At 68.6% G+C, this 18447-nt stretch carries 19 protein-coding genes; 11 read left to right on the plus strand and 8 right to left on the minus strand.

The genetic code is table 11. From position 1 onward, the window contains the following. The first annotated feature begins 356 nt into the window (after positions 1–356). The 4 genes from OG472_RS02860 to OG472_RS02875 all read left to right on the plus strand — a co-directional run bounded on the left by OG472_RS02860 (position 357) and on the right by OG472_RS02875 (position 4501). Complete coding sequence (locus tag OG472_RS02860; protein WP_405940828.1) at positions 357–1415, plus strand: SMI1/KNR4 family protein; 1059 nt, start codon at positions 357–359, stop codon at positions 1413–1415. Positions 1416–1588: 173 nt separating this feature from the next. Then, positions 1589–2563, plus strand: a complete 975-nt coding sequence (locus OG472_RS02865) for a hypothetical protein (RefSeq protein ID WP_405940829.1) — start codon at positions 1589–1591, stop codon at positions 2561–2563. 134 nt (positions 2564–2697) lie between these two features. Beyond that, on the plus strand, positions 2698–3513 hold the full coding sequence (locus tag OG472_RS02870) for a hypothetical protein (RefSeq protein ID WP_405940830.1): 816 nt from the start codon (positions 2698–2700) through the stop codon (positions 3511–3513). A gap of 7 nt (positions 3514–3520) precedes the next feature. Then, positions 3521–4501, plus strand: coding sequence for an endonuclease domain-containing protein (locus tag OG472_RS02875; RefSeq protein WP_405940831.1), 981 nt, complete (start codon positions 3521–3523; stop codon positions 4499–4501). Here OG472_RS02875 and OG472_RS02880 read toward each other — a convergent pair. Beyond that, complete coding sequence (locus tag OG472_RS02880) at positions 4429–5232, minus strand: hypothetical protein (RefSeq protein ID WP_405940832.1); 804 nt, start codon at positions 5230–5232, stop codon at positions 4429–4431. The two genes, OG472_RS02875 and OG472_RS02880, sit on opposite strands and share 73 nt — an antisense overlap. Before the next feature lie 587 nt (positions 5233–5819). Here OG472_RS02880 and OG472_RS02885 point away from each other — a divergent pair. Then, positions 5820–6692: an integrase gene (locus tag OG472_RS02885; protein WP_405940833.1), complete on the plus strand. Its 873-nt coding sequence runs from the start codon at positions 5820–5822 to the stop codon at positions 6690–6692. A 205-nt stretch (positions 6693–6897) separates the two neighbouring features. On the opposite strand, the gene secD is transcribed toward OG472_RS02885, so the two are convergent. From secD to OG472_RS02910, 5 genes are all read right to left on the minus strand, one after another. Then, on the minus strand, positions 6898–9246 hold the full coding sequence (gene secD / locus OG472_RS02890) for a protein translocase subunit SecD (RefSeq protein WP_405940834.1): 2349 nt from the start codon (positions 9244–9246) through the stop codon (positions 6898–6900). A 99-nt stretch (positions 9247–9345) separates the two neighbouring features. Beyond that, positions 9346–9723: a hypothetical protein gene (locus tag OG472_RS02895; RefSeq protein WP_401614272.1), complete on the minus strand. Its 378-nt coding sequence runs from the start codon at positions 9721–9723 to the stop codon at positions 9346–9348. A gap of 538 nt (positions 9724–10261) precedes the next feature. Beyond that, positions 10262–10621: a hypothetical protein gene (locus OG472_RS02900; RefSeq protein WP_405827513.1), complete on the minus strand. Its 360-nt coding sequence runs from the start codon at positions 10619–10621 to the stop codon at positions 10262–10264. 216 nt (positions 10622–10837) lie between these two features. Then, positions 10838–11023, minus strand: a complete 186-nt coding sequence (locus tag OG472_RS02905) for a hypothetical protein (RefSeq protein WP_405940835.1) — start codon at positions 11021–11023, stop codon at positions 10838–10840. Between the two features lie 190 nt (positions 11024–11213). Then, positions 11214–11498 (minus strand): recombinase family protein, encoded by a 285-nt coding sequence (locus tag OG472_RS02910; protein WP_405943132.1) that lies wholly within the window; start codon positions 11496–11498, stop codon positions 11214–11216. 77 nt (positions 11499–11575) lie between these two features. Here OG472_RS02910 and OG472_RS02915 point away from each other — a divergent pair, with 77 nt between their 5' ends. Both OG472_RS02915 and OG472_RS02920 read left to right on the plus strand, forming a co-directional pair. Continuing rightward, complete coding sequence (locus OG472_RS02915; RefSeq protein WP_405940836.1) at positions 11576–13390, plus strand: C39 family peptidase; 1815 nt, start codon at positions 11576–11578, stop codon at positions 13388–13390. Between the two features lie 46 nt (positions 13391–13436). Then, positions 13437–13835, plus strand: coding sequence for a hypothetical protein (locus OG472_RS02920; RefSeq protein ID WP_405940837.1), 399 nt, complete (start codon positions 13437–13439; stop codon positions 13833–13835). Between the two features lie 66 nt (positions 13836–13901). Here the strand turns inward: OG472_RS02920 and OG472_RS02925 are convergent, their stop codons facing one another. Beyond that, positions 13902–15320: a serine/threonine-protein kinase gene (locus OG472_RS02925; RefSeq protein WP_405940838.1), complete on the minus strand. Its 1419-nt coding sequence runs from the start codon at positions 15318–15320 to the stop codon at positions 13902–13904. Further along, the gene (locus OG472_RS02930; protein ID WP_405834752.1) at positions 15317–16069 is read right to left on the minus strand and encodes a serine/threonine protein kinase; all 753 of its coding nucleotides are present in this window, start codon (positions 16067–16069) and stop codon (positions 15317–15319) included. Before OG472_RS02930 ends, OG472_RS02925 begins: the two co-directional genes overlap by 4 nt. A gap of 206 nt (positions 16070–16275) precedes the next feature. Here OG472_RS02930 and OG472_RS02935 point away from each other — a divergent pair, with 206 nt between their 5' ends. The 4 genes from OG472_RS02935 to OG472_RS02950 all read left to right on the plus strand — a co-directional run bounded on the left by OG472_RS02935 (position 16276) and on the right by OG472_RS02950 (position 18153). Next, the gene (locus tag OG472_RS02935; protein ID WP_405827518.1) at positions 16276–16584 is read left to right on the plus strand and encodes a hypothetical protein; all 309 of its coding nucleotides are present in this window, start codon (positions 16276–16278) and stop codon (positions 16582–16584) included. Positions 16585–16787: 203 nt separating this feature from the next. After that, the gene (locus OG472_RS02940) at positions 16788–17210 is read left to right on the plus strand and encodes a DUF4259 domain-containing protein (RefSeq protein WP_405827520.1); all 423 of its coding nucleotides are present in this window, start codon (positions 16788–16790) and stop codon (positions 17208–17210) included. Positions 17211–17344: 134 nt separating this feature from the next. Beyond that, positions 17345–17587 carry a transposase family protein gene (locus tag OG472_RS02945; protein WP_405834753.1) on the plus strand — a complete coding sequence of 81 codons (243 nt, stop codon included), beginning with the start codon at positions 17345–17347 and terminating at the stop codon, positions 17585–17587. A 269-nt stretch (positions 17588–17856) separates the two neighbouring features. Continuing rightward, a complete protein-coding gene (locus OG472_RS02950; RefSeq protein ID WP_401614288.1) occupies positions 17857–18153 on the plus strand; it encodes a zinc-ribbon domain-containing protein in 297 nt (98 codons plus the stop codon). Positions 18154–18447: the final 294 nt, after the last annotated feature.

Raw genomic sequence — 18447 nt, forward strand, 5'->3', positions numbered from 1 at the left:
CAAGCGGCGGCCCGGGCGCTGCCATTGTCATTGGCTCCGCGTACGGTCTGCACATGTTTGATCAGAGACCCCCCTTGTCATCGGTATCCGATTTCGCGACCTGGGAGCCCGTGCTGCGGCTCATGCTGACCGGCGATAGGGATTGGCGTGCTGGCCGGTTGGCCCGTGTCGCAGGACGCATCAGCCAAACAGGCTGGAGCCTGGCCCATCGGGGATCTATGTCGTCGACAACGCGTATCGCGGTGGAGGACATACAGAGGGCACTCGCGCGCGGCAGAGTCCGGGAGATCGCCTTCAGAGCGGAGATCCAACCGGACGGAAGGACCACTCTCGGACTGGTCTGGCCGAGCCCGGTCGTGGAGCCGGCTATCGGCTACCCGGACCTGGGGGTGCTCGTCCTGGCCGATGGCTCCCTTCCCGAGCCCTGGCTCCGCCGTCCCGCTCCGGTGCCCGAGGCGGTGCCGGCGCCATCGGCGGATCCGGAGTTGCTGGAGCGGACGCTGCGCGAGCGGTTGCCCGGAGCCGTCGGAGCGACGGAGGAGGAGATCGCTGCCGCCGAAGCGCGCCTTGGTCTCACACTGTCCGATGAGCTCAAGGTGCTGTACCGGGTGACACGGGTGTACTCGGGCGACGGCTTCGATTTCGAGGAGGCGGACCGCGCCGGCGAGGTGGTCGGCTGCGAGCTCTCCGGCCTGGAGCACCTTTACACCGTCGATGCGGCAGTGCGTCACCCCGGCTGGGATCACGGCGCGACGCGTGCGGTCAGCACTGCGCCCGACGCCGCGGTGCAGGGCCTGGCCGGCTCACCGGGCTGGATCGGTTTCGGGAGCAACGGCGGCGACACATTCGCCGTCGACCTGACCCCCGGCCCCGCCGGACACTTCGGACAGGTCATCCTGGTCGACCACGAGCAGAGCCTCGGCGCCGAGCTCGTGGCCGAATCCCTCACCGATTTCGTTCTGGGCCGGGTGCGGGAGGAACGCCGTGACCGCCGCGGAGACAAACTTCCGGCCGTGGCCCGGGTCGGCCCCGGTTGTCTTGAGACCGTCCAGGCCGCCGCCCATCCCGCCCTGGAAGTCCTGTCCATCGGCGCCTGGGACGGCATACCGCTCAGCCTCGCGCCTGTCGCCGGACTACCCCGCCTGCGCACTCTCACAGCCTTGCCCGGCACTCTGGCCGACCCCCTGGAGGTCGCTGGGCTCACCGGACTGGAGTTCCTGGAACTCGGCGCCCAGGAATGGCGCGTCCTCCTGAACGCCGGAGCCGTCCCGCGCACCCTGAAGGCGGCAGCCATCAAGGTGCGGGACCAGGACCACCTGCCCGTCGTGGGCATCGCCAACGAGATCCTGGCCCTCTGGGACCGGCCCCAGATCGTACAAACGCTCCTCGATGGAGACCTCGGCCCCGCGCTCTAGCCAGCGGGGCCGTACAAGGCGACGTGCAATTCACGCCCCACAGGAGCTGAGCGCTGTAGTTGGCCCTTTAGCGTCGTAGTTGGCCCCTGAGCGTTGTAGCTGGCCCGCGCCTACCCTCGGGCGCACGCCACCCCGGAGCTTGAGCAGCCTGACCTGGGCGTTAGCCTCAGCGGATGATTCCTGAGCCGTCACCGAAGGTCATCACGCGTCTCCGCGACGGGCGGATCCACGCCTACGTCGTGGGCGCTGGCGTCTACGGGACGCTGGAGCCCGCAGCGGTTTTCCAGCCGAGGGATGGCGACGAGGTCGTAGCGTCCGTGGTCCGGCACGATCTGGAGCGGGTCGTGTACACGACGCTGAACGAAATCGTCTGCCTCACGCGTGCCGGCGACCTCATGTGGGCCTCGGCCTTCGAGCCGCATTCTGACGTAAGCCATGGCCACCAGCCGGGCTGTGCTCTGTCTCTGGACGGTCGGACGGTGTGGGTCTACCGGCCGGACGCGATGGCGGGACGCGGGGGCGGGGACCAGTGGGTCGTGCACGACGCCGATAGCGGTATGGTTCTCGCCCGACGGGAGCTGGATACGGTCGGGCACGGCGCCTTCCACCACGTGCATCCCGTGGACGGCAGCGTCTACCTCGACATCGGTGAGGGCCAGGACGGCTCCGTCATTCTCCGCGGTACGGGCGGGGCAGACAGCGAGCCGGAGTTCGTGACGTACCCGTGGTCGGACCGCTGCCTGATCGACCTGGCTCCGTCCGGGCAGCAGTTCATGACCGTGGACCACGGGCAGGCGGACGTCGCCTTCCACGACCATCCCAACGGGGACGTGCTCTTCACCCTCCCCGTCGAAGCCTTCGGGTACGACCCGGAGGAGTCCTTCGTGGAATGGAGCGGCGGCTACCTGACCGAGGACACGGCCATCGTCACCCTGGGCGGTGAAAGCCAGGAAGAGGAGGAGTGGTTCCGCTACCACCTGGTGGACGTGCGCACAGCCACACTCAGCGGCGAATTCACCGTCGAGGTGAGCAACCCATACGAGCTGGTACCCCTGGGCGACGGCTCCTGGCTCACCGGCGGCCCCGGCGCCCATCCCGTCCGTTGGTCCTGCCCTCCGAAACAGTGCGTACCCCGCATGCCGCTGTGACGTGCAGTGCACCGGTTCTGCGCATCAGAGTTGGTTCTGACCGCTCTTCCGTGACGACTACGCCGGAAGGACAGCCGCGTCCAGACCGGGCAGGCGCTTGAGCAGCACCGCATCTGCGCTCATATCCTGAGCTGATGTACGAGACCTCCGCCGCTCTGGCGACCGCCCGCTGGCCGCTCGCCGCGTCCGCGGAGACTGACTGGCTGAGGGAACTGGCCGCCGAGGACGGGCTCACCGGGTTCATGCCGCCGGCGCTGCCCGACGCGGCCTGGGTACTCCATGCCATGTACGAACACGGACTCGGGCCCTTCGACATGTCGTACTTCGAGTACCTGCGGGCCTTCCTGAACAGGAACAGCGCCAGTCCCGAGATCATCCCGGGTCTCGACCCCGCGGACGTGTTCACCGATCCCTCGGACCCCTTCGCCAAGTCCACGGGCGAGCACCCTGGACCACGCTATCGCCGCCTGCGCTGGGCAGAGCTCGCCCGGCGGACCGGCGATCCCGTGGCCGCCGAGGGGTGTCTGCCCGACCACACATCCTTCCCTTCGCTCCGCGAGTCGGGCGGGTGGCCGGTCGGCATCTCGGGTCCGTCCGAGGGCAGCCTGGACCGCTCCGACTGGAACCGGCTGGTCGAGATCCTCATCGAGCACAGCCCGCAGGGCGCGGACACCCGCTGCCTGGCCTACTACACCCCGCTTGTGCTCGGGGCAGAGGACTTCGACAACCTGCACGTCCGGGCAGGCCAGCTCGCAGACGCGAAGGCCCTATACGACCACCCCGAAGAAGACTCGTGGAGCCCGTCCAACCTCTGGGCTCACGACCGGTCCTGGGTCCTGTGCACGGACTACGACTTGTGGGCCACCAAGGTCGCCGGCCCGGCCCCGCTCGTCGAGGCCCTCCTCAACGACTCGGAGATCGAGGCCGTACGACTGCCTTGGGCGCCCTGATCCACAGGTGACAGAGGAACTCGTCGGCCGGGCCCGGATCTGCAGCCACTGCCGGGCCCAGGGCCCACGGTCGGGGGCCTGGCGCACACCGAGCCCCCTCGGCTACGTCACCCTGTGCCCGCCGTGCTCGGGCGCCACCTTCCAGCAGTACACCGGTCACCTGCACGGGGTGCTCTACGCGTCGGCCCGCACGCGCAGCACCCGTGCCGACGGCTACCTGTGCCGCATGTGCGCGGAGACGCGGGCGTCGGTGTGGGACCACTGCCACGACCACGGCTATGTGCGCGGCCCGTTGTGCGCCAGCGGCAACACCTACGAGGGCAAGAGCAGCGCCCACTCCTTCCTGCGGGACCAGGAGGGCTCCGCTCTTCACCTGCTCCAGTGCCGCGGCTGCCTGGAGCGGCGCACCCTGCCCGCTCGCTACCACGCCGCCCTCGCGCGGATGCATCTGGAGGCGACCGAGCGTCACAGCATCCGTTCCCGCCGATGCAGGCGCGAACCGTACGTCGAGGACGTCGAACTCGACCGCGGTGCGTACCGATTCGAGCTGTCCTGCTGGTGGCACGACGCACGGTGCCGGCCCCGCGTGCGGCATCGGACACGCCGTCCCCTGCATGACCGCGGGAAACGAAGCGAGCCCGGACCGACGGTTGTGACTGAGCACTTCAGTTGGCGCGCTGAGCAGTCGGCGGTTCGTGCACTGTTTCAGCAGCTCGAGGCCACGGGAATCGGCCCTGGCCCATTGGGTCTGATCGCTTCGCGGCGCAAGAAGGGGTGGGCCTTGGCCGAGGAGGGCAGTAATGAGGGCCCAGAATGGGCGGATGCTGAACCGGATCGACCGGGACGCAGCTCGGCCTTTGACGTGCAGTCGCGGCTGCACGTCAAAGGCCGAGCTGGGCACGGCGCTCCATGGCATCAGAAGTCGGGGGTTAGCGTGCCGTCGGTCTTCCAGTGCTCGGTGGCCGCATTGCTGCCCGTGACGACGTAGTGGCCCTTCTCGGGGATCCGCGTCGTGTGGCCTTCCTCCGCGCCCACTGCCCATTCCACGACAACACTCCACGCGCATCGGTGCGAGCCGGCGTGGACAGAGAGGCCGACCTCTTCCTTGTCCTTGTCCGTCACTTGATACTTCGGAGCTTTGATTTTCTTGCCGTTTTTGTCTAGGAATTCAATCTCTGGAGGGTTGCCGTCGGCCTTCAGAATGGTCGAGTTGGAAGGAATAATGGACAAGTGCAGGGCGTCATAGACGTGGACTCCTTTGATGCTGGGATCGCAGCTCACTTCCGGCACGAGTTTCGTTACGTCCACGGCCTTGTCGGATCTTCCGCCAAGAGTGAACCAGAGACTCTGCGAAACTGCTGTGCCCCCGTTCTTTTGCGCCCAGGACTCCAGGTTCTGGCGTTCGACTTGTATCGGCGCAGGCACAAGGTCGGCATACGCCTTCCCTTCAAAAACCCATCCGGCCCGGTCGCTCGCTACGGCCTCTTCGCCGGTGATGATCAGACCGTGTTGTTCACTGCCGGAAAGCAACCGAATGAGGGCAGCCACACCCGGCACCAGTCCGTTGGTCACGGCGAAGACGGCGACACCGCCGATCACAGAGAAGATGAGGCCTTTGACACCGATCGACTGACGCTCCCACCACCGCTTGGCCTTCACACGAAGACGAGCGCGACGGGTAGCTGGCGAGGGAGCCTGGACAGGATCCTCCTGAGTCATACGGCCACGCTAGGGCCGGGACCCGTACTCTATGGAGCTCGACACGGGCCCCTCTCCATCTGTGACGGTGCGGAGCGCCGGAGAGGCGCACCGGCGCGTCAGCATCGTCACCGCCGCCCACCTGTTCCTCACTAGAGTTTTCGAAGGCGTGGAAGGGCCTGCGCAACGCTGGCACGTTACGAGCGCAGCTGAGCACACAAGGTTCGCCACATCGGCCGCTCACTCGCCAACTGAAGCGCTCAGTCACAACGGTCCAGGCTCGCTCTCGTTCGGGGTACGGCCCTACAAGCCGAACTCCAGGTCCAGCACGTCGTTGATCTCGACTTCCTCGAGGGAGCCGGCGCGGCGGGCCGCCCACCCCGGTTCAACCTCGCCGACTGGCAGGGGGAGGCCGGGTCAGGACCGCGGTGGTGAGCCATGGTGCTGCCGGATCGCCGACGACACCGGGCCCGAACGGTGAGGGTGCTGGGCCCCGACCACCCCCACACCCTCACCACCCGGCACAACCTCGCCGACTGGCAGGGGAAGGCCGGGGACCCGGAGCACGGAGACACAACACCCTGGACACCTACACGAAGTCGTGGCGGGTGTGGACCCGGTTCTGCGCGGCCGCCGGCCTGCCCGAGCGGGAGGGATCCCGCGGCGCCCTGGTCGCCTTCGTGGCCTGGATGCTGCGCGAGGGCCGGCAGAACGGGACGGGCTACGCCCCGAGCTCCGCCGACACCCACCTTGCCGCCGTTGTCATCGGCCTGCGCCAGCGCGGGGTGGCGGTCAGCGGCGACGACCAGGCCGCAGCCCGCAAGGCGCTGGCCGGGCTGGAGGTCAGGCTCCTGCAGGCCGGGGAGCGGCGCGGCCGCGGCCAGGCGGTCGGCGCCGACATCGACGGGCTGTACGCCATCGCCCGCTCCTGCCCCGACACCCTCGCCGGTGACCGGGACAAGGCGCTCGACTTCACCGGCTTCCACTACGCCTCGCGCTCCCAGGACCCCGCCGGCCTCCAGAGCGGCGACGTCACCCTGCACCCGCGCGGCCTGGTCGTGGCCGTGCTCACCGGCAAGACCAAGTACTCCGTCCGCAACGCCAAGATCGACTACGCCCAGGACCCGGAAATCTGCCCGGTCCGCGCCTACACCGCCTACCGCGAGCGCCTGGTCGCCGAGCACGGCCCGCGGTGGGCCGGCCCCTCCACCCCGGCCTTCGTCGGCATCGACCAGCACGGCCACATCACCGGCGGCCTGGTCCCCTACAGCGTCACCCGCGCCGTCAAGCGCATCTCAACCCGCGCCGGCGTGCCGATCTCCTGGACCGGTCACTCTCTGCGCATCGGCCTCGCCTCCACCGGCCGCAAGAAGGGCAAGGACGCCATCGCCATCGCCGACCAGGGCGGCCGGGCCCGCCATTCGCGCTCCATGCAGCGCGAGGACGGCTGGGACGACAACGCCTCCGTCGGCCTGACCTGACCGAGCCCCTCCGAGAACACAGTTCAGTCGGGGTCGGACCTGTTGGGACTATCAGGTTCGACCCCGGCTGATGGTGGTTCTACGACCCGCCTAGCGGTCGTAGCCGACGCGGAACGGGGGCAGCGCTCGCAGCGCCGCCCGGAGGTCGACGATCCCGTTCTGCAGGTACCGGGCTGCCCTCGGCCTCAGGGCCGTCCTTGCGGGCTCAGACGACCGCCCCCGTCCCCCTCTCCTTCTTCCTCCGCGCCTCCGACGGGCTGTACCCGTCAGGGACTTCCTTCGCGGCGCGGCGGTCCCGTGCCGGTGGGGGTGTCGGGTTGCGGTGTTCCAGGGCGATCGCGATCGGGACCGCGGTGAAGATGGTCGAGGCGATGCCGACCAGGACGCCCGCGATCAGCGCCACGGAGAAGTCCGCCAGCGAGTCGCCGCCCAGTACCGCCAATGCGGTCAGGATGAACAGGGCTCCCATACCCGTGTTCACCGTGCGCGGGAGTGTCTGGACCACCGCGTGGTTGGCCGTTTTCTCCAGGTCGCCAAGGGGGTCTCGGCGGCGCGCTTCGCGGACGCGGTCGAAGACGACCACCGTGTCGTTCACGGAGTAGCCGATCACCGTGAGCAGCGCAGCCAGGAAGACGCTGTCCACCGGCCTGCCCAGCCAGGCGAACAGGCCCACCACGAGGAGGACGTCGTGGACCATTGCAGAGACTGCCGCTGCCGCCAGGGTCCAGCGGAACCGTACGCTGAGGTAGATCAGCTGGGCGGCCACCGCGATGCCCAGGGCCAGGAGCGCCTTCTGGCGCAGTTCACTGCCGAGGCTCGGGCCGATCTGTTCGTCACGCTCCACCGCGACGGTTCCGCCGGGCTCCTCCAAGGCCGCCTTGACGCGCTGCTGTTCGTCGTCGGTGAGCCTCTCCGTGCGTACGGTGATGTCGCCGTCGCCGGACTCCTGCACCACCGCGCGCGGGAACCCCGCGTCCGACACGGCGTTCCGGGCCGTGTCCGCGTCGACGGACCTGCTGGTGCTGTACTCGACGAGGCGGCCGCCTGTGAACTCCACGCCGAAGTCCAGGCCGCGGATGAGGATTCCTGCGACGGCCACCGCCACCAGGAGTGCGCTCGCGCCGAGCCAGCGGCGACGGTGGCGGACCAGGTTCGGGTTGCGGCGGGACAGCCATGTGCGGACTCGGCCCGTCGAGGCGATGCCCGTCAGACCGGGGCGCTTGCGTACGAAGCTGCGGGCGACGGCGAAGTCCGCGAGCGCGCGGGTGATCACGAGCGCCGTGAGCATCGATGCCAGGACGCCGATGCACAGGGTGACCCCGAAGCCCTTGACCGGGCCCGTGGCGAAGAAGAACAGCAATCCCGCGGCGAGCAGCGTCGTCACGTTCGAGTCGATCACCGCGCTCCACGCCTTCGCGAAGCCGGTCTTCACGGGCTTCGCCAAGTCCTTGGAACGGACGCCCAGATACTCCTCCCTGGCCCGTTCGAAGACCAGGACGTTCGCGTCCACCGCCATGCCGATCGCCAGGACGAACCCGGCGAGCCCCGGCAGCGTGAGCGTCGCGCCGAGCGCCACCAGAGCGGCGTACGAGATGAGGCCGTACAGCGCGAGGGCCAAGGCGGCGAGCGCGCCAAGGAGCCGGTAGACGACGGTGATGAACAGTGCGGTCAGGGCGATGCCGATGAGCGCGGCCTTGGTGCTCGCCTCGATTGCGTCGGCGCCGAGTGTCGGGCCGACCGTGCGCTGCTCCACGACGTCGAGGGGCACCGGCAGCGCGCCGCCCTTCACGAGCGCCGCCAGCTCGCGCGCCTCGGCCCGGCCGAAGCCGCCGCTGATCTGCGTGGAGCCGCCGGTGATACCGGTCCCGCACACCACGTCCGCGGTGACGCCGGGCGCCGAGATGATCTTGTTGTCGAGGGTGATGACGACGCGGCGTTCCGGAGCGCCCTGAGGCGCGCAAGCTGCGTCCGAGGTGATCTTCGCCCAGGTGTCGCCCGCGCCCTTGCGGAAGTCGAGGGAGACCATCCAACCGCTGAGCGACTGCTGGTCCAGGACCGCCTCGGCGTCCTCGACCCCCTCGCCGGTGAGGGCGGTGGGGCCCAGCTTCAGGTGGTTGCCCGGCTGGTCCGGGTCGGGCAGAGTGCGCGATCCGTCGGCCTCGGGCGTCGCGGAGCCCTTGTCGGCCGTCGCCCCCGTCACCGGGTGGACCGTGAGCTGTGCGGTGCGGCCGATGACCTCGGCGGCCTTGCGTGGGTCCTGCACTCCAGGCAGTTCGACGATGATCCGTTTCTCGCCGGAGCGGGCGATGCCGGGTTCGGAGACGCCGAGGGCGTCGACGCGCTGCCTGAGGACCTCCAGAGCCCGGTCGGTGGATGCGGCGTCGGCCTTGACGGTGGGTGAGTCCCGGGTCTCCAGGACGATCTGGGTGCCGCCGCGCAGATCGAGGCCGAGGCGGGCGGATTGGGTGAGGGCGATGCAGAGGGACAGCGCGACGGCTGCCAGCGCGATGATCGCCCTCCACAAGGGTGGGCGGGACAAGGGTGCGCGAGACATGCGTACTCCACGATGAGGGCAGGACGGAGGGACGCGTGACCGGCCCCGCGCGGTGTGCGCCGGGTCAAAAGGGTCAGGCGTCGATGACGGTCTGCGTGCTCATCGGTGGGGCGGGCCGCGCGGGGCGGCGGACTCGGCCGGCCTGCGCGGCGGCGCGAGTGCGGTGGCGGGGCCCGTGTCGGGCCCGCCCAGTGCGCGGTGCGGGGCCGTGTCGACGGCCGTACGCGCGGGGCCCGCAGGCTGCGGGCCCGGGATGTGGGCGTCAGGTCGGTTCGTGACCGCGAGATGCAGCGCGGGGACGTCGTCCGGTCCTGCCCCTTGTCCTGCGTGCCCCGCCACCGTGTGGTGGGCGAGCGGCCTGTCGGCGGGCATGAGCATGCCCTGCGCCCCGGCCGCCTGGACGAACAGCGCGAGGACGGTGACGACGAGGGTCAGCGCGGACGCGGCCAGGCGCGTGGAGCGGCTCCGTTGCGGCACGCGTCCCCCATCCCTTCGGTGCTCGTCGGGTGCGCACGGTGTGGCCCCGCCCTGCTCAACGTATGGGGCGCCCCGGTCCGTTCCGTGTTTCTCGGCAGTTCTTCGGAAGCCGAAGAACTGCAGCAACAGTGCGAAGCCCAGCCGGTTCGCCGCCCCCGACTTGCTCCGAAGCCGCTCCTGGTCCTCCTCCAAACAGCGTCCAGACCTCGATCAAGTCCTCCGGCTCCCACTCCTGCCGCACTCCGCACTCCCTCCGGTCTTCGTGACCGGCCAACGTCGCCGAGCGGCTTCTCAAGGATCCGGAAAGATCGAAAACCCGGACAAGCCCACCCCGGATTGCTACAGAGAGCTACTTGTCACTTCGTGGCAGCTTCGGGAGGACAGGGCCGGCAACTGGCCGGGGTAATCGTCGCTGTGATGACCTTGGGCAAGGCGGTACTGGTGGGGTGGAGTCTTACCCTCGGGCGATCAACTCATTGCCCCATTGGCGCGTATCTCGGCTGGACCCCGTGTACGACCGCGGGTGAGTGGTGCGTGCTCAGCGACCGGCGGCCGGTGCGTGGCGGACCGGCCATGCCGGCTTCGGGAGCCTGGGCGCGCGGCGCCTGTGGGCTTCGAAGGCGAGCCAGGCGGCTCCTGAGGCAACCGTCGTGAGGAACGGCAGCACCCAAGCGGCCAGCTGCCAGACGGCCGCGACGTCCAGGGTGCTCACCAGCGCCGCCGCCGGAGCGGCGGCAAGGGTCAGCAGCAGCGTGATCCTGGCCCAGAGCGGCAGCCTGCGGCTCACCGCGGCGGTCGCGAGGCCCAGGCCCGCGCTCGCCGTGAGGATCACGGCCAGGGCCACAAGGGCGACGGCGAGGGCGACTATCAGGGCGAGGAGTAGCAGGATCAGGCCCATGTCGTGCCCACCTCCGGTCTCGTGGCGACCCGTCGCGAGGACAGGCGGATCCGACTCCGCTGCTTCGGCAGGTTCACCGGAAGCCATTCTGTCAGAGGTGTTGAACGTGTTCAACACCTCTTCCGGTGTCACCCGTAGGCCCTGGTGTCGGCGGCGGGGCCCGGCGATGGGGGCGTGGCACGATCGCGGGATGCAGTACCGGTACGCCACCGAGGCCTACGGCGTGGTCGGCTGCGTCTGCATCTCGGCATCGGCGGCCATTTGGTCGTCGTGGTCCCGGAGCATCCGAAGGCCGGTCGCGGGACTGGGGTGCTGCCCCTTCTTCTCGCCCCTGGTGATGACGAGCCGGGGGCGATGTCCCACAAGGCTCAGCTTCTCGGCGTCCCGCAGGTGCAGGGCCATGGCGAGCATCGTGGGTCGGACACCCTTGCGCCGCCGATCGCCTTGCCCCGCCGGCGGGCCGACTCCTGGCCGTCCAGCGTCTTCTCCCGGATGTACTCGCGCTCCATGCCGGACAGCGCGGCCAGCACCGCGAACACCGGGCCGTGCGGATCGTGGGAACCCTGCAGCTCGCCGGTCAAGAACTCCAGCTCTACGTCGTGCTCCCGCGGCCGAGCCGCTTGTGCTCGTGGATGACGAGGGTGACGCGGACCCCGCCGGCGCGCAGCTCGCACGCGAGGGCGATGGCCTTCTCCAACTCCGGGCGGGCCTTCACCCGGGTGCTGATCTTCTCGGAGAACACCCGGGCGATCCCGGCCGCGGCGAACGCGTCGAGCTGGGTGTCCAGCGACTGGCGGGCAGTCGAGGCCCGGGCGTACGCGATACGGACATGCCCGTTCGGCTGGTCATGGCACGGTCGAAAGGAGCACTCTCGCAGCCGCCCCTATGAGGTCGTAGGTTCCCCGTACAACTTAGGCTCGGTAGACCTGTCCCCACAGACAAGGGAGACAGGCCATGCGTCGTACCTCCGTCGTCAGGCTCTTCCGCCTGGCGATGATGATCTTTCTGACCGCTGCCCTCACCTATGCAGCAACCTTGAACGCGCATGCCGAGGACGACGGCGGCGGCAGCGGAGGAAGCAGCACCAAGGTCTCTGCATACATCGACGGCGATTGGTTCGGGGAGGAGAAGCCGTATTACTGCGGGCCGGCAGCAGTTCAGACCGCGCTACAGCGCCGCCTGAAGACCGTTCCCCCCAGCCAGAACCAGATCGCTTCCGTACTGACCACGAACACCGGTGGAACGGACTCGTCCCGCCAGATCATGTGGGGTCTCAACAGCTTCGGCAACACCGACTGGTACCACGCCATGACCATCAGCGAGCAGATCACGCCGTACGAGCGGGAGTCCTGGCGCAACGACGTGGTCTACAACATCGACCACGGCTATCCGGTGGTCGTGAACCTCATCGGGCGCAGCGGCGCGCACCCGCCGAAGTGGCCGGACCGCCTCGTCTACCACTACGTGACCGTGGTTGGCTACCTCGACAACGGACGCCAGCTCCGCGTAGTCGACAGCGCCGCCGGGGGCGGGGGTGGACTGAGCAGCGATTGGGCTCAGGTGGACAAGGAGTGGACCGCTCCCACCGATGACGTCGCGCGCTGGATGCAGGGCAAGGGCTACGCAGCGCACCCGGCTCCCGGATCGGCTGCGGGCCGTGGTCCGGAGACGGGGCCCGTGCTGCCTTCCGCCGGCAGCTACGTGATGTGGGGCGACAGCGCCAATGTCCGCAAGGCCCCCGGGACCGGCGGGGCCGTCGTGACCACGCTGCGGCGCGACACCATCGTGCGGGTCCAGTGCCAGCGGCACGCCCAGTTGGTGTCCGCAGAGGGCACCAGCAACGATGCCTGGTCCTACCTCCCGGAGTACCAGGGCTGGATCACGAACATCTACCTCTACGGTCCGGCGTGGCTTCCAGGCGTGTCCGAATGCCCTCCGTCGATGGGAGGCGGCGGAGGCAGTACCTACCGGTCGTGGGACACGGTCAATGTCCGCACGGCTCCCGGCTCGTGGGGCTCCGTCGTGAGGACCCTACCCGGCGGGACGACGCTGAAGATCCAGTGTCAGAAGCACGCTCAGCTGGTGCCCGCGGAGGGAATTAGCAATGACGCCTGGTCCTACCTCCCCGACCACGGCGGCTGGATCACCAACATCTACGTCGAAGGCCCCGCCTGGCTGCCAGGCGTGGCCGAATGCGGCGCGGACGTGGGAGGCGGAGCCGGCGGCACCGTACGCACATGGGGCTCGGGCACCAACGTCCGCTCGCAGCCGAGCACCGCGAGCAATGTGCTGCGCACCCTGTCCGGCGGGGTCAGACTGAACGTCCAGTGCCAGAAGCACGGGCAGTCGGTCTCCGCTGAGGGAACGGTCAACGACGCCTGGTCATACCTGCCGGAACACGGCGGCTGGATCAGCAACATCTACATCGAAGGTCCGGCCTGGATCCCCGGCATCCCCGAGTGCGCCGGAGCAATCGGCGGACCCAGCGGCGGCAGCTACCGCACATGGGGCGACGGCGCCAACGTCCGTACGCAGCCTTCCTCGGCTGGCGGCCTCGTGAAGAGCGTCCCGGGCGGTACGACCCTGTTCGTCGCCTGCCAGGTCCACGGCCAGTCGGTGACCTCGGAAGGGACGACCAACGACGCCTGGTCATACCTGCCGGAACACGGCGGCTGGATCACCAACATCTACATCGAGGGTCCTGCCTGGATCCCCGGGGTCCCGGACTGCGACACCCTCGCGGTCAACAAGCTAGAACCCCGCCCGTGAGACCCCTTCTCGACCGACCTCTTACACAAACCCCATGGAGGAACCGATGGACCGACAGAGCATCATCCGCAGAAGCCCCCGCAGCAAGGCTGCGCTGGCCCTCGCCCTGCTGGGCCTCGCCTCGGCGCTGACCATGGTGGTGCCGACGACGCCCGCGCAGGCGGCAGGCTGCGGGGTGAGCGGCGGAACGCTCTGGTGCGGCAACCGTGAGGTCGCGATGCACTTCGGCCCGGGCTACAACAGTGAGGTCGGCGACTGGCTGACCTCCACCTACAGCTGGTTCAGCTGCTGGACGTACGGAGGGAACCACGAGGGAGGGAACAACACCTGGTACGGGACCCAGGGCGACGCCGTCGGCATGTTCGGCTACGTCCCCGCCGTGGCACTCAACACCAGCTCCCAGTTCGACGCGAACCCCGGAAACTACGGGCTTCCCCACTGCTGAGTCGAACGCAGGCGCCCGAGCCATGGTCTCTTGGCTCGGGCGCCTGCCCGTCCCACCAGTCCTGAACTAGGGAGAAGAAGCGTCCGTGCAGACAGGCACCTTCGGATCGTCCCGTGTCCGGACAGCTGGCAGCCAGGCGCGCCCATCCGGGGTCGAATCGAAGCGGACGCGGTACCAGCGAGGCGTTCCGATGCCCAGCTCGTCCTCCACCCGGTCGCCGTCATTGACGACGCAGTCGGTCCTCAGCACGTCACCGTGCCAAACCCTTTGAGAGACCACGTTGTCGGCGTCGTACTTGCGGTGAGGGTCGCGTGCGAGCCCGAGACTGCATGCACGCAGCCGCTCCGTCTGCTCTTTGCACTTGCCGTCGATGTTGAACACGTGGATCTCGACGCCGGCGGGCCGGCCCGGATCACCGTGCCAAGGCCAGCCGAAAACCGCGGGGCCCAGAACTGCGGCGGAGACCGTCGCGGCGGCCACCGCCGCCACCGCCATCCTCCGCCGGGGACGGAGGCGTACGGGCGCCGTCGCCTCGCCGGCCGCTCGGATACGTGGAAGCAGCGCCCGCATCGTTGTGGCCGCACGAGTCTCGGGATCGGCTGCCAGACACGCTGTGACGATCTCCTGCCAGGCCGGTGCCAGGTCCGAAGCCAGGCGCAGCCGGCTGCGACCGGCAGCGTACTCGTGGACTGCCGCTGCGCGGGAGGCTGGTGTGGAGCCCGGAAAGGGGAAGGTACCGCCGGTGAGCATCTGGTGCGTGGTGACGCCGAAGGCCCAGATGTCGGTGGCAGGCCGGGTGATGACACCCCGTTCACCCAGCTGTTCGGTCCGGCGTTCGGGCGGCAGATAGTCGGGGGAGCCGAGCGGGGGCGCGTAGCCGTGGGTGCCCTCCATCTGCGAGACGAGCCCGAAATCTGCCAGGCGTGCGGTTCCGTCCGCCATCAGGAGGATGTTGCCGGGTTTGAGGTCGCCGTGCACCCAGCCGGCCTCATGGAGGTAGGTGAGCGCCTCCGCGACCTGGAGCAACAGGCCGCCGAGCACGGCCTGGCCGGCCGCGTTTGCGTCCGCGCCGGAACTCCCCGACAAGACGTCCAGCAGGCTGCGGGACGCTCGCTCCATGACGAGGGCGACGGCGCCGTCGAGTGCGGGCAAGCCCGGATCGGAGACGACTGCCGTATCCAGCAGGCGAATGAGGTACGGGTGGTCGGTCGCGTGGCTGAACTCGACTTCGCGACGGGCGGTCTCCGCGAGTTCCCTGGCCTGGCGCGGGGCGAGACCAGCCGTGGACATGAACTTCACGGCGGCCTCGACCGGTTCACCGCCGTCCTCCGGTCCCGCGAGCCGGGCCAGGTACACACTTCCCCAGCTGCCCGCGGCGAGGAATCCTCCGATCTCCCACTCCCCCACCCGGTACCCCGCAGGAACGGGTACGTCACCCACCGGGAGGGGCCTGCCCTCGGGCTGGTGCGGCCCGACGCCGGTCACAGCCCACCTGCGCTTTGAGAGGCACGGGAGGACAGCAGGCTCAGGTGTTCCTCACGCACGAGTCCGAACCTGAGGGCGAGGGACACGAGAGCATCCCGCTTCCCGTCCATCCGAAGGCCATCTGAAGCAGGCTGACGGACACGAAGCTTCTTCCGGGCCAGATAGTCGATGTGAAAGGCGATCCCGGCCTCGGTGATGTCCTGGCACATGGGATGGCCACGTAGGCGTTCGATCAACTGCCGTGTCGTGGGGATCGCGGAAACCGACACGTCGCGCAGCCGCGGTTCGCACAGCGCTATCAGAACCAGGAAATACGTGGAGCTCGTGTCGAGCGGAAATGCCGTGAGCGTCGCCGCCCCGGCAGGCGAGGTCGGAGCCGCATCGCAATACATGTGGGCAGGGGCGAATACCTGAAAGCTCTGAGCACTCCCTTGGGTCGGCAACACCACCCGCGCGAACTCGAAGGGGACGGGCGCACCGAGACGCCGGGGGGCGACACGAAAATATTCTCCGGCGCCTTCGGGATTCTCGACGATGTAACTCGCTGAACTGCTGAAATTGCTGATCTGCCAGTGATCGTCGCATGCCAGTATCTCTCCGGCCAATCGCGGAACAGCGGAATCCACCAGCATGATCTCAACTGGCTGATCCACCGCACCGCGACCAAAACGTGCGACTGCTCCCGGTCCCAGCTCCAGGGTGACGGGAGCATCCTTTTCGCCCGGAACGTGCACAAGAATACTATTCACCCATGTCCCCCAAAAAACTTGCGAAATGCGGTGGTCGGCCCGCTGGGCTCCAGGCTCCTGGAGCGCCTCTAGAATCAACATCGCAACAGGAGATGGCAAGCTGATGCACGTTCGCGCAGGGCGGCGGCCCCGACTTCTCCCTGTTCGCCAGGGACCAGATCGGTGACTAGCAGCCCGGCGACGTCTACGCGCAGGGTGCCAAGGAGGTGCTCGCCGCCTGGCAGGGCGAGGGGGCGCTGGAGCGGCAGATGCCGCTGCCCGGCGGCGGCATGGGTCCCCGGATCGTGGACCTTCACCTGCTGGAGGCCGTCCTGCACGGCTGGGACCTGGCCACCGCCACGGGCCAGGACCGCACCGGCGACTCCGACGCCGTCCAGGCCGCCTTCGCCGGCTGGTACGGGAAATTCCCCGACGAGGTCCGCCCCGCCACCGGTATGTTCGGCCCCTCCAAGCCCGCCGCTGGCAACGCCCCGACGGCGGACCGGCTCGCTGCGTACTTCGGCCGGACCGTCTGACCCGCGCGTCAGCGGACAGGAACTGAACTGAGCGTCGTAGCTGGCCGGCGGGGCCAACTACGAGGTTCTGACCGCTGTTCCGTGATGCCTACGCCATCCGCGGGATGGTGCCAGCCGGCGAGCGTTGCCAGGTACCGCTGCTCCGCGGTGTCAGAGCGTGCTGAGATGCTTGCGCCACCGAGTCCTGAGTGCGGGAGTAGTGCATGGGAGCGTGGGGGACCGGTCCGGTCGACAGCGATATGGCCGCAGACTTCGTCGACGGGCTTGCCGGGATGTCGACTGAGCAGGTCATCGAGGCGATGACGAGGACCTTCCAGAGGGTGGTGGACTCCGGCTCGCGCGTGGACGGCGGGGACGGGGCCGAAGTCGTTGCCGCTGCCGCTGCCGCTGCCGCCCTCATCGCCTGCCAGATCCCGGGCAGCCAAGTAGTGATCGATCCTGATGACGGTCCCGCTGAGCCGTTGCCCGTCTTGCCGATCTCGCTCCGGCCCGAGGCCGGGAGGGCGCTTCGTCGTGTCCTGGAGGACGGTTCAGAGCTGGCCGAGGGCTGGGTCGAGACCACTGATGCAGAAGAGTGGCGAGCGATGGTCCAGACGATCACTCGCGCCTTGGGAATCGCTCCCTGACTGCAGGCGCTCGAAAGGCTGGACTGCAGGACCGTTCCTCCAGGGGATGACGTCGTCATGGAGACGGAATCGCTTCGAAACGTCCGGTTCTGAACGTCGTAGTGCGCCAGGCCACGGTCGTGGATGACAACGTGATGGTCGACGCGGCATGCTGCGGACCGCCAGGGCCATGTCCCATGTGTCACCATCCCGCGGCACGCGGTCACAGCCGGTACTGGCGTCACATTGCCGGGCTGCCCGCCAGCGGCCGGCAGATGATCGCCCGTCTCCGCGTGCGTCGGTTCTTCTGTGACCAGAGCCAGTGCCGGCGCCGGACATACGTGGAACAGGTGCCCGGCCTGACCGAGCCGAGAACTTCGTACCTCGACGGCACATGATCAAGGTTCGTTGACACAGGCAGTGGTGTGACCGGCATCCGGCGCTACCCGGCGAGGACTGTGGCTGCCCCACACCGCAACCGCTCCGGCCACCCGGCCTGGCCCGGACCGTCCCCGCCGGTCTTCGTCACGGCTTTGTCAAGCCACGTGATTCCGGGCCATGACCCAGACCACCACCCAGGGCGTAATGGAATCACCACACGGTACGGAGAGCGGGCACCCGCCGCCTCATCCCAGCCTCCTCCGCCTCACTTTCAAGGACTCCACTCATGATCATCTTCGGCACCGCTGGATACCTGTATCAGCTCGCGATACTCATGCTGACGTGCCGCCACTGCGGCACCCCTGCCGCGCACACTGTCAGGAAGTACGTCACCAAGTTCACGCTGTTCTTCGTACCGCTGTTCCCCATCTCAACGAAATTTGCGACTCAGTGCACGTTCTGTGGCATGGAGCAGGAGGTACCCAAGGAGTGGGCCGAGCAGTCGCAGGCACAAGCCGCAGGCGCTCCCGGCGGCGAGGCGTACAGGCAGGCACAGCAGCCGCACCAGCACCGTGGAGCCTGATTTGGTCGCCCCCCCGGCCAGGCGTGATCACACTTCGATGACACGAAGCCGCGCCCGTCTGGCATGCGATCAAGGTTCGGTGACACAGGACACAGGTGCTGTGACTGTGCGCGACAGTTGGCCCCGACGGACAACTGCGATGCACAGAACGCGGGCAGATGCGCGGGCGACGTGGTCGAGGGCCTGGCCGCTTGGCGCTCAGGCGAGGGCCCAGCAATCAGGGGGCTGCACGCCGCAGACCATCGTGAACCGAGAAACCCCCAGCTCAGCGTGCGCCTGCCACCTCGCGCGGGC

Origin of the sequence: Streptomyces sp. NBC_00207 (assembly GCF_045160965.1) — a bacterium.
GTDB lineage: Bacteria > Actinomycetota > Actinomycetes > Streptomycetales > Streptomycetaceae > Streptomyces.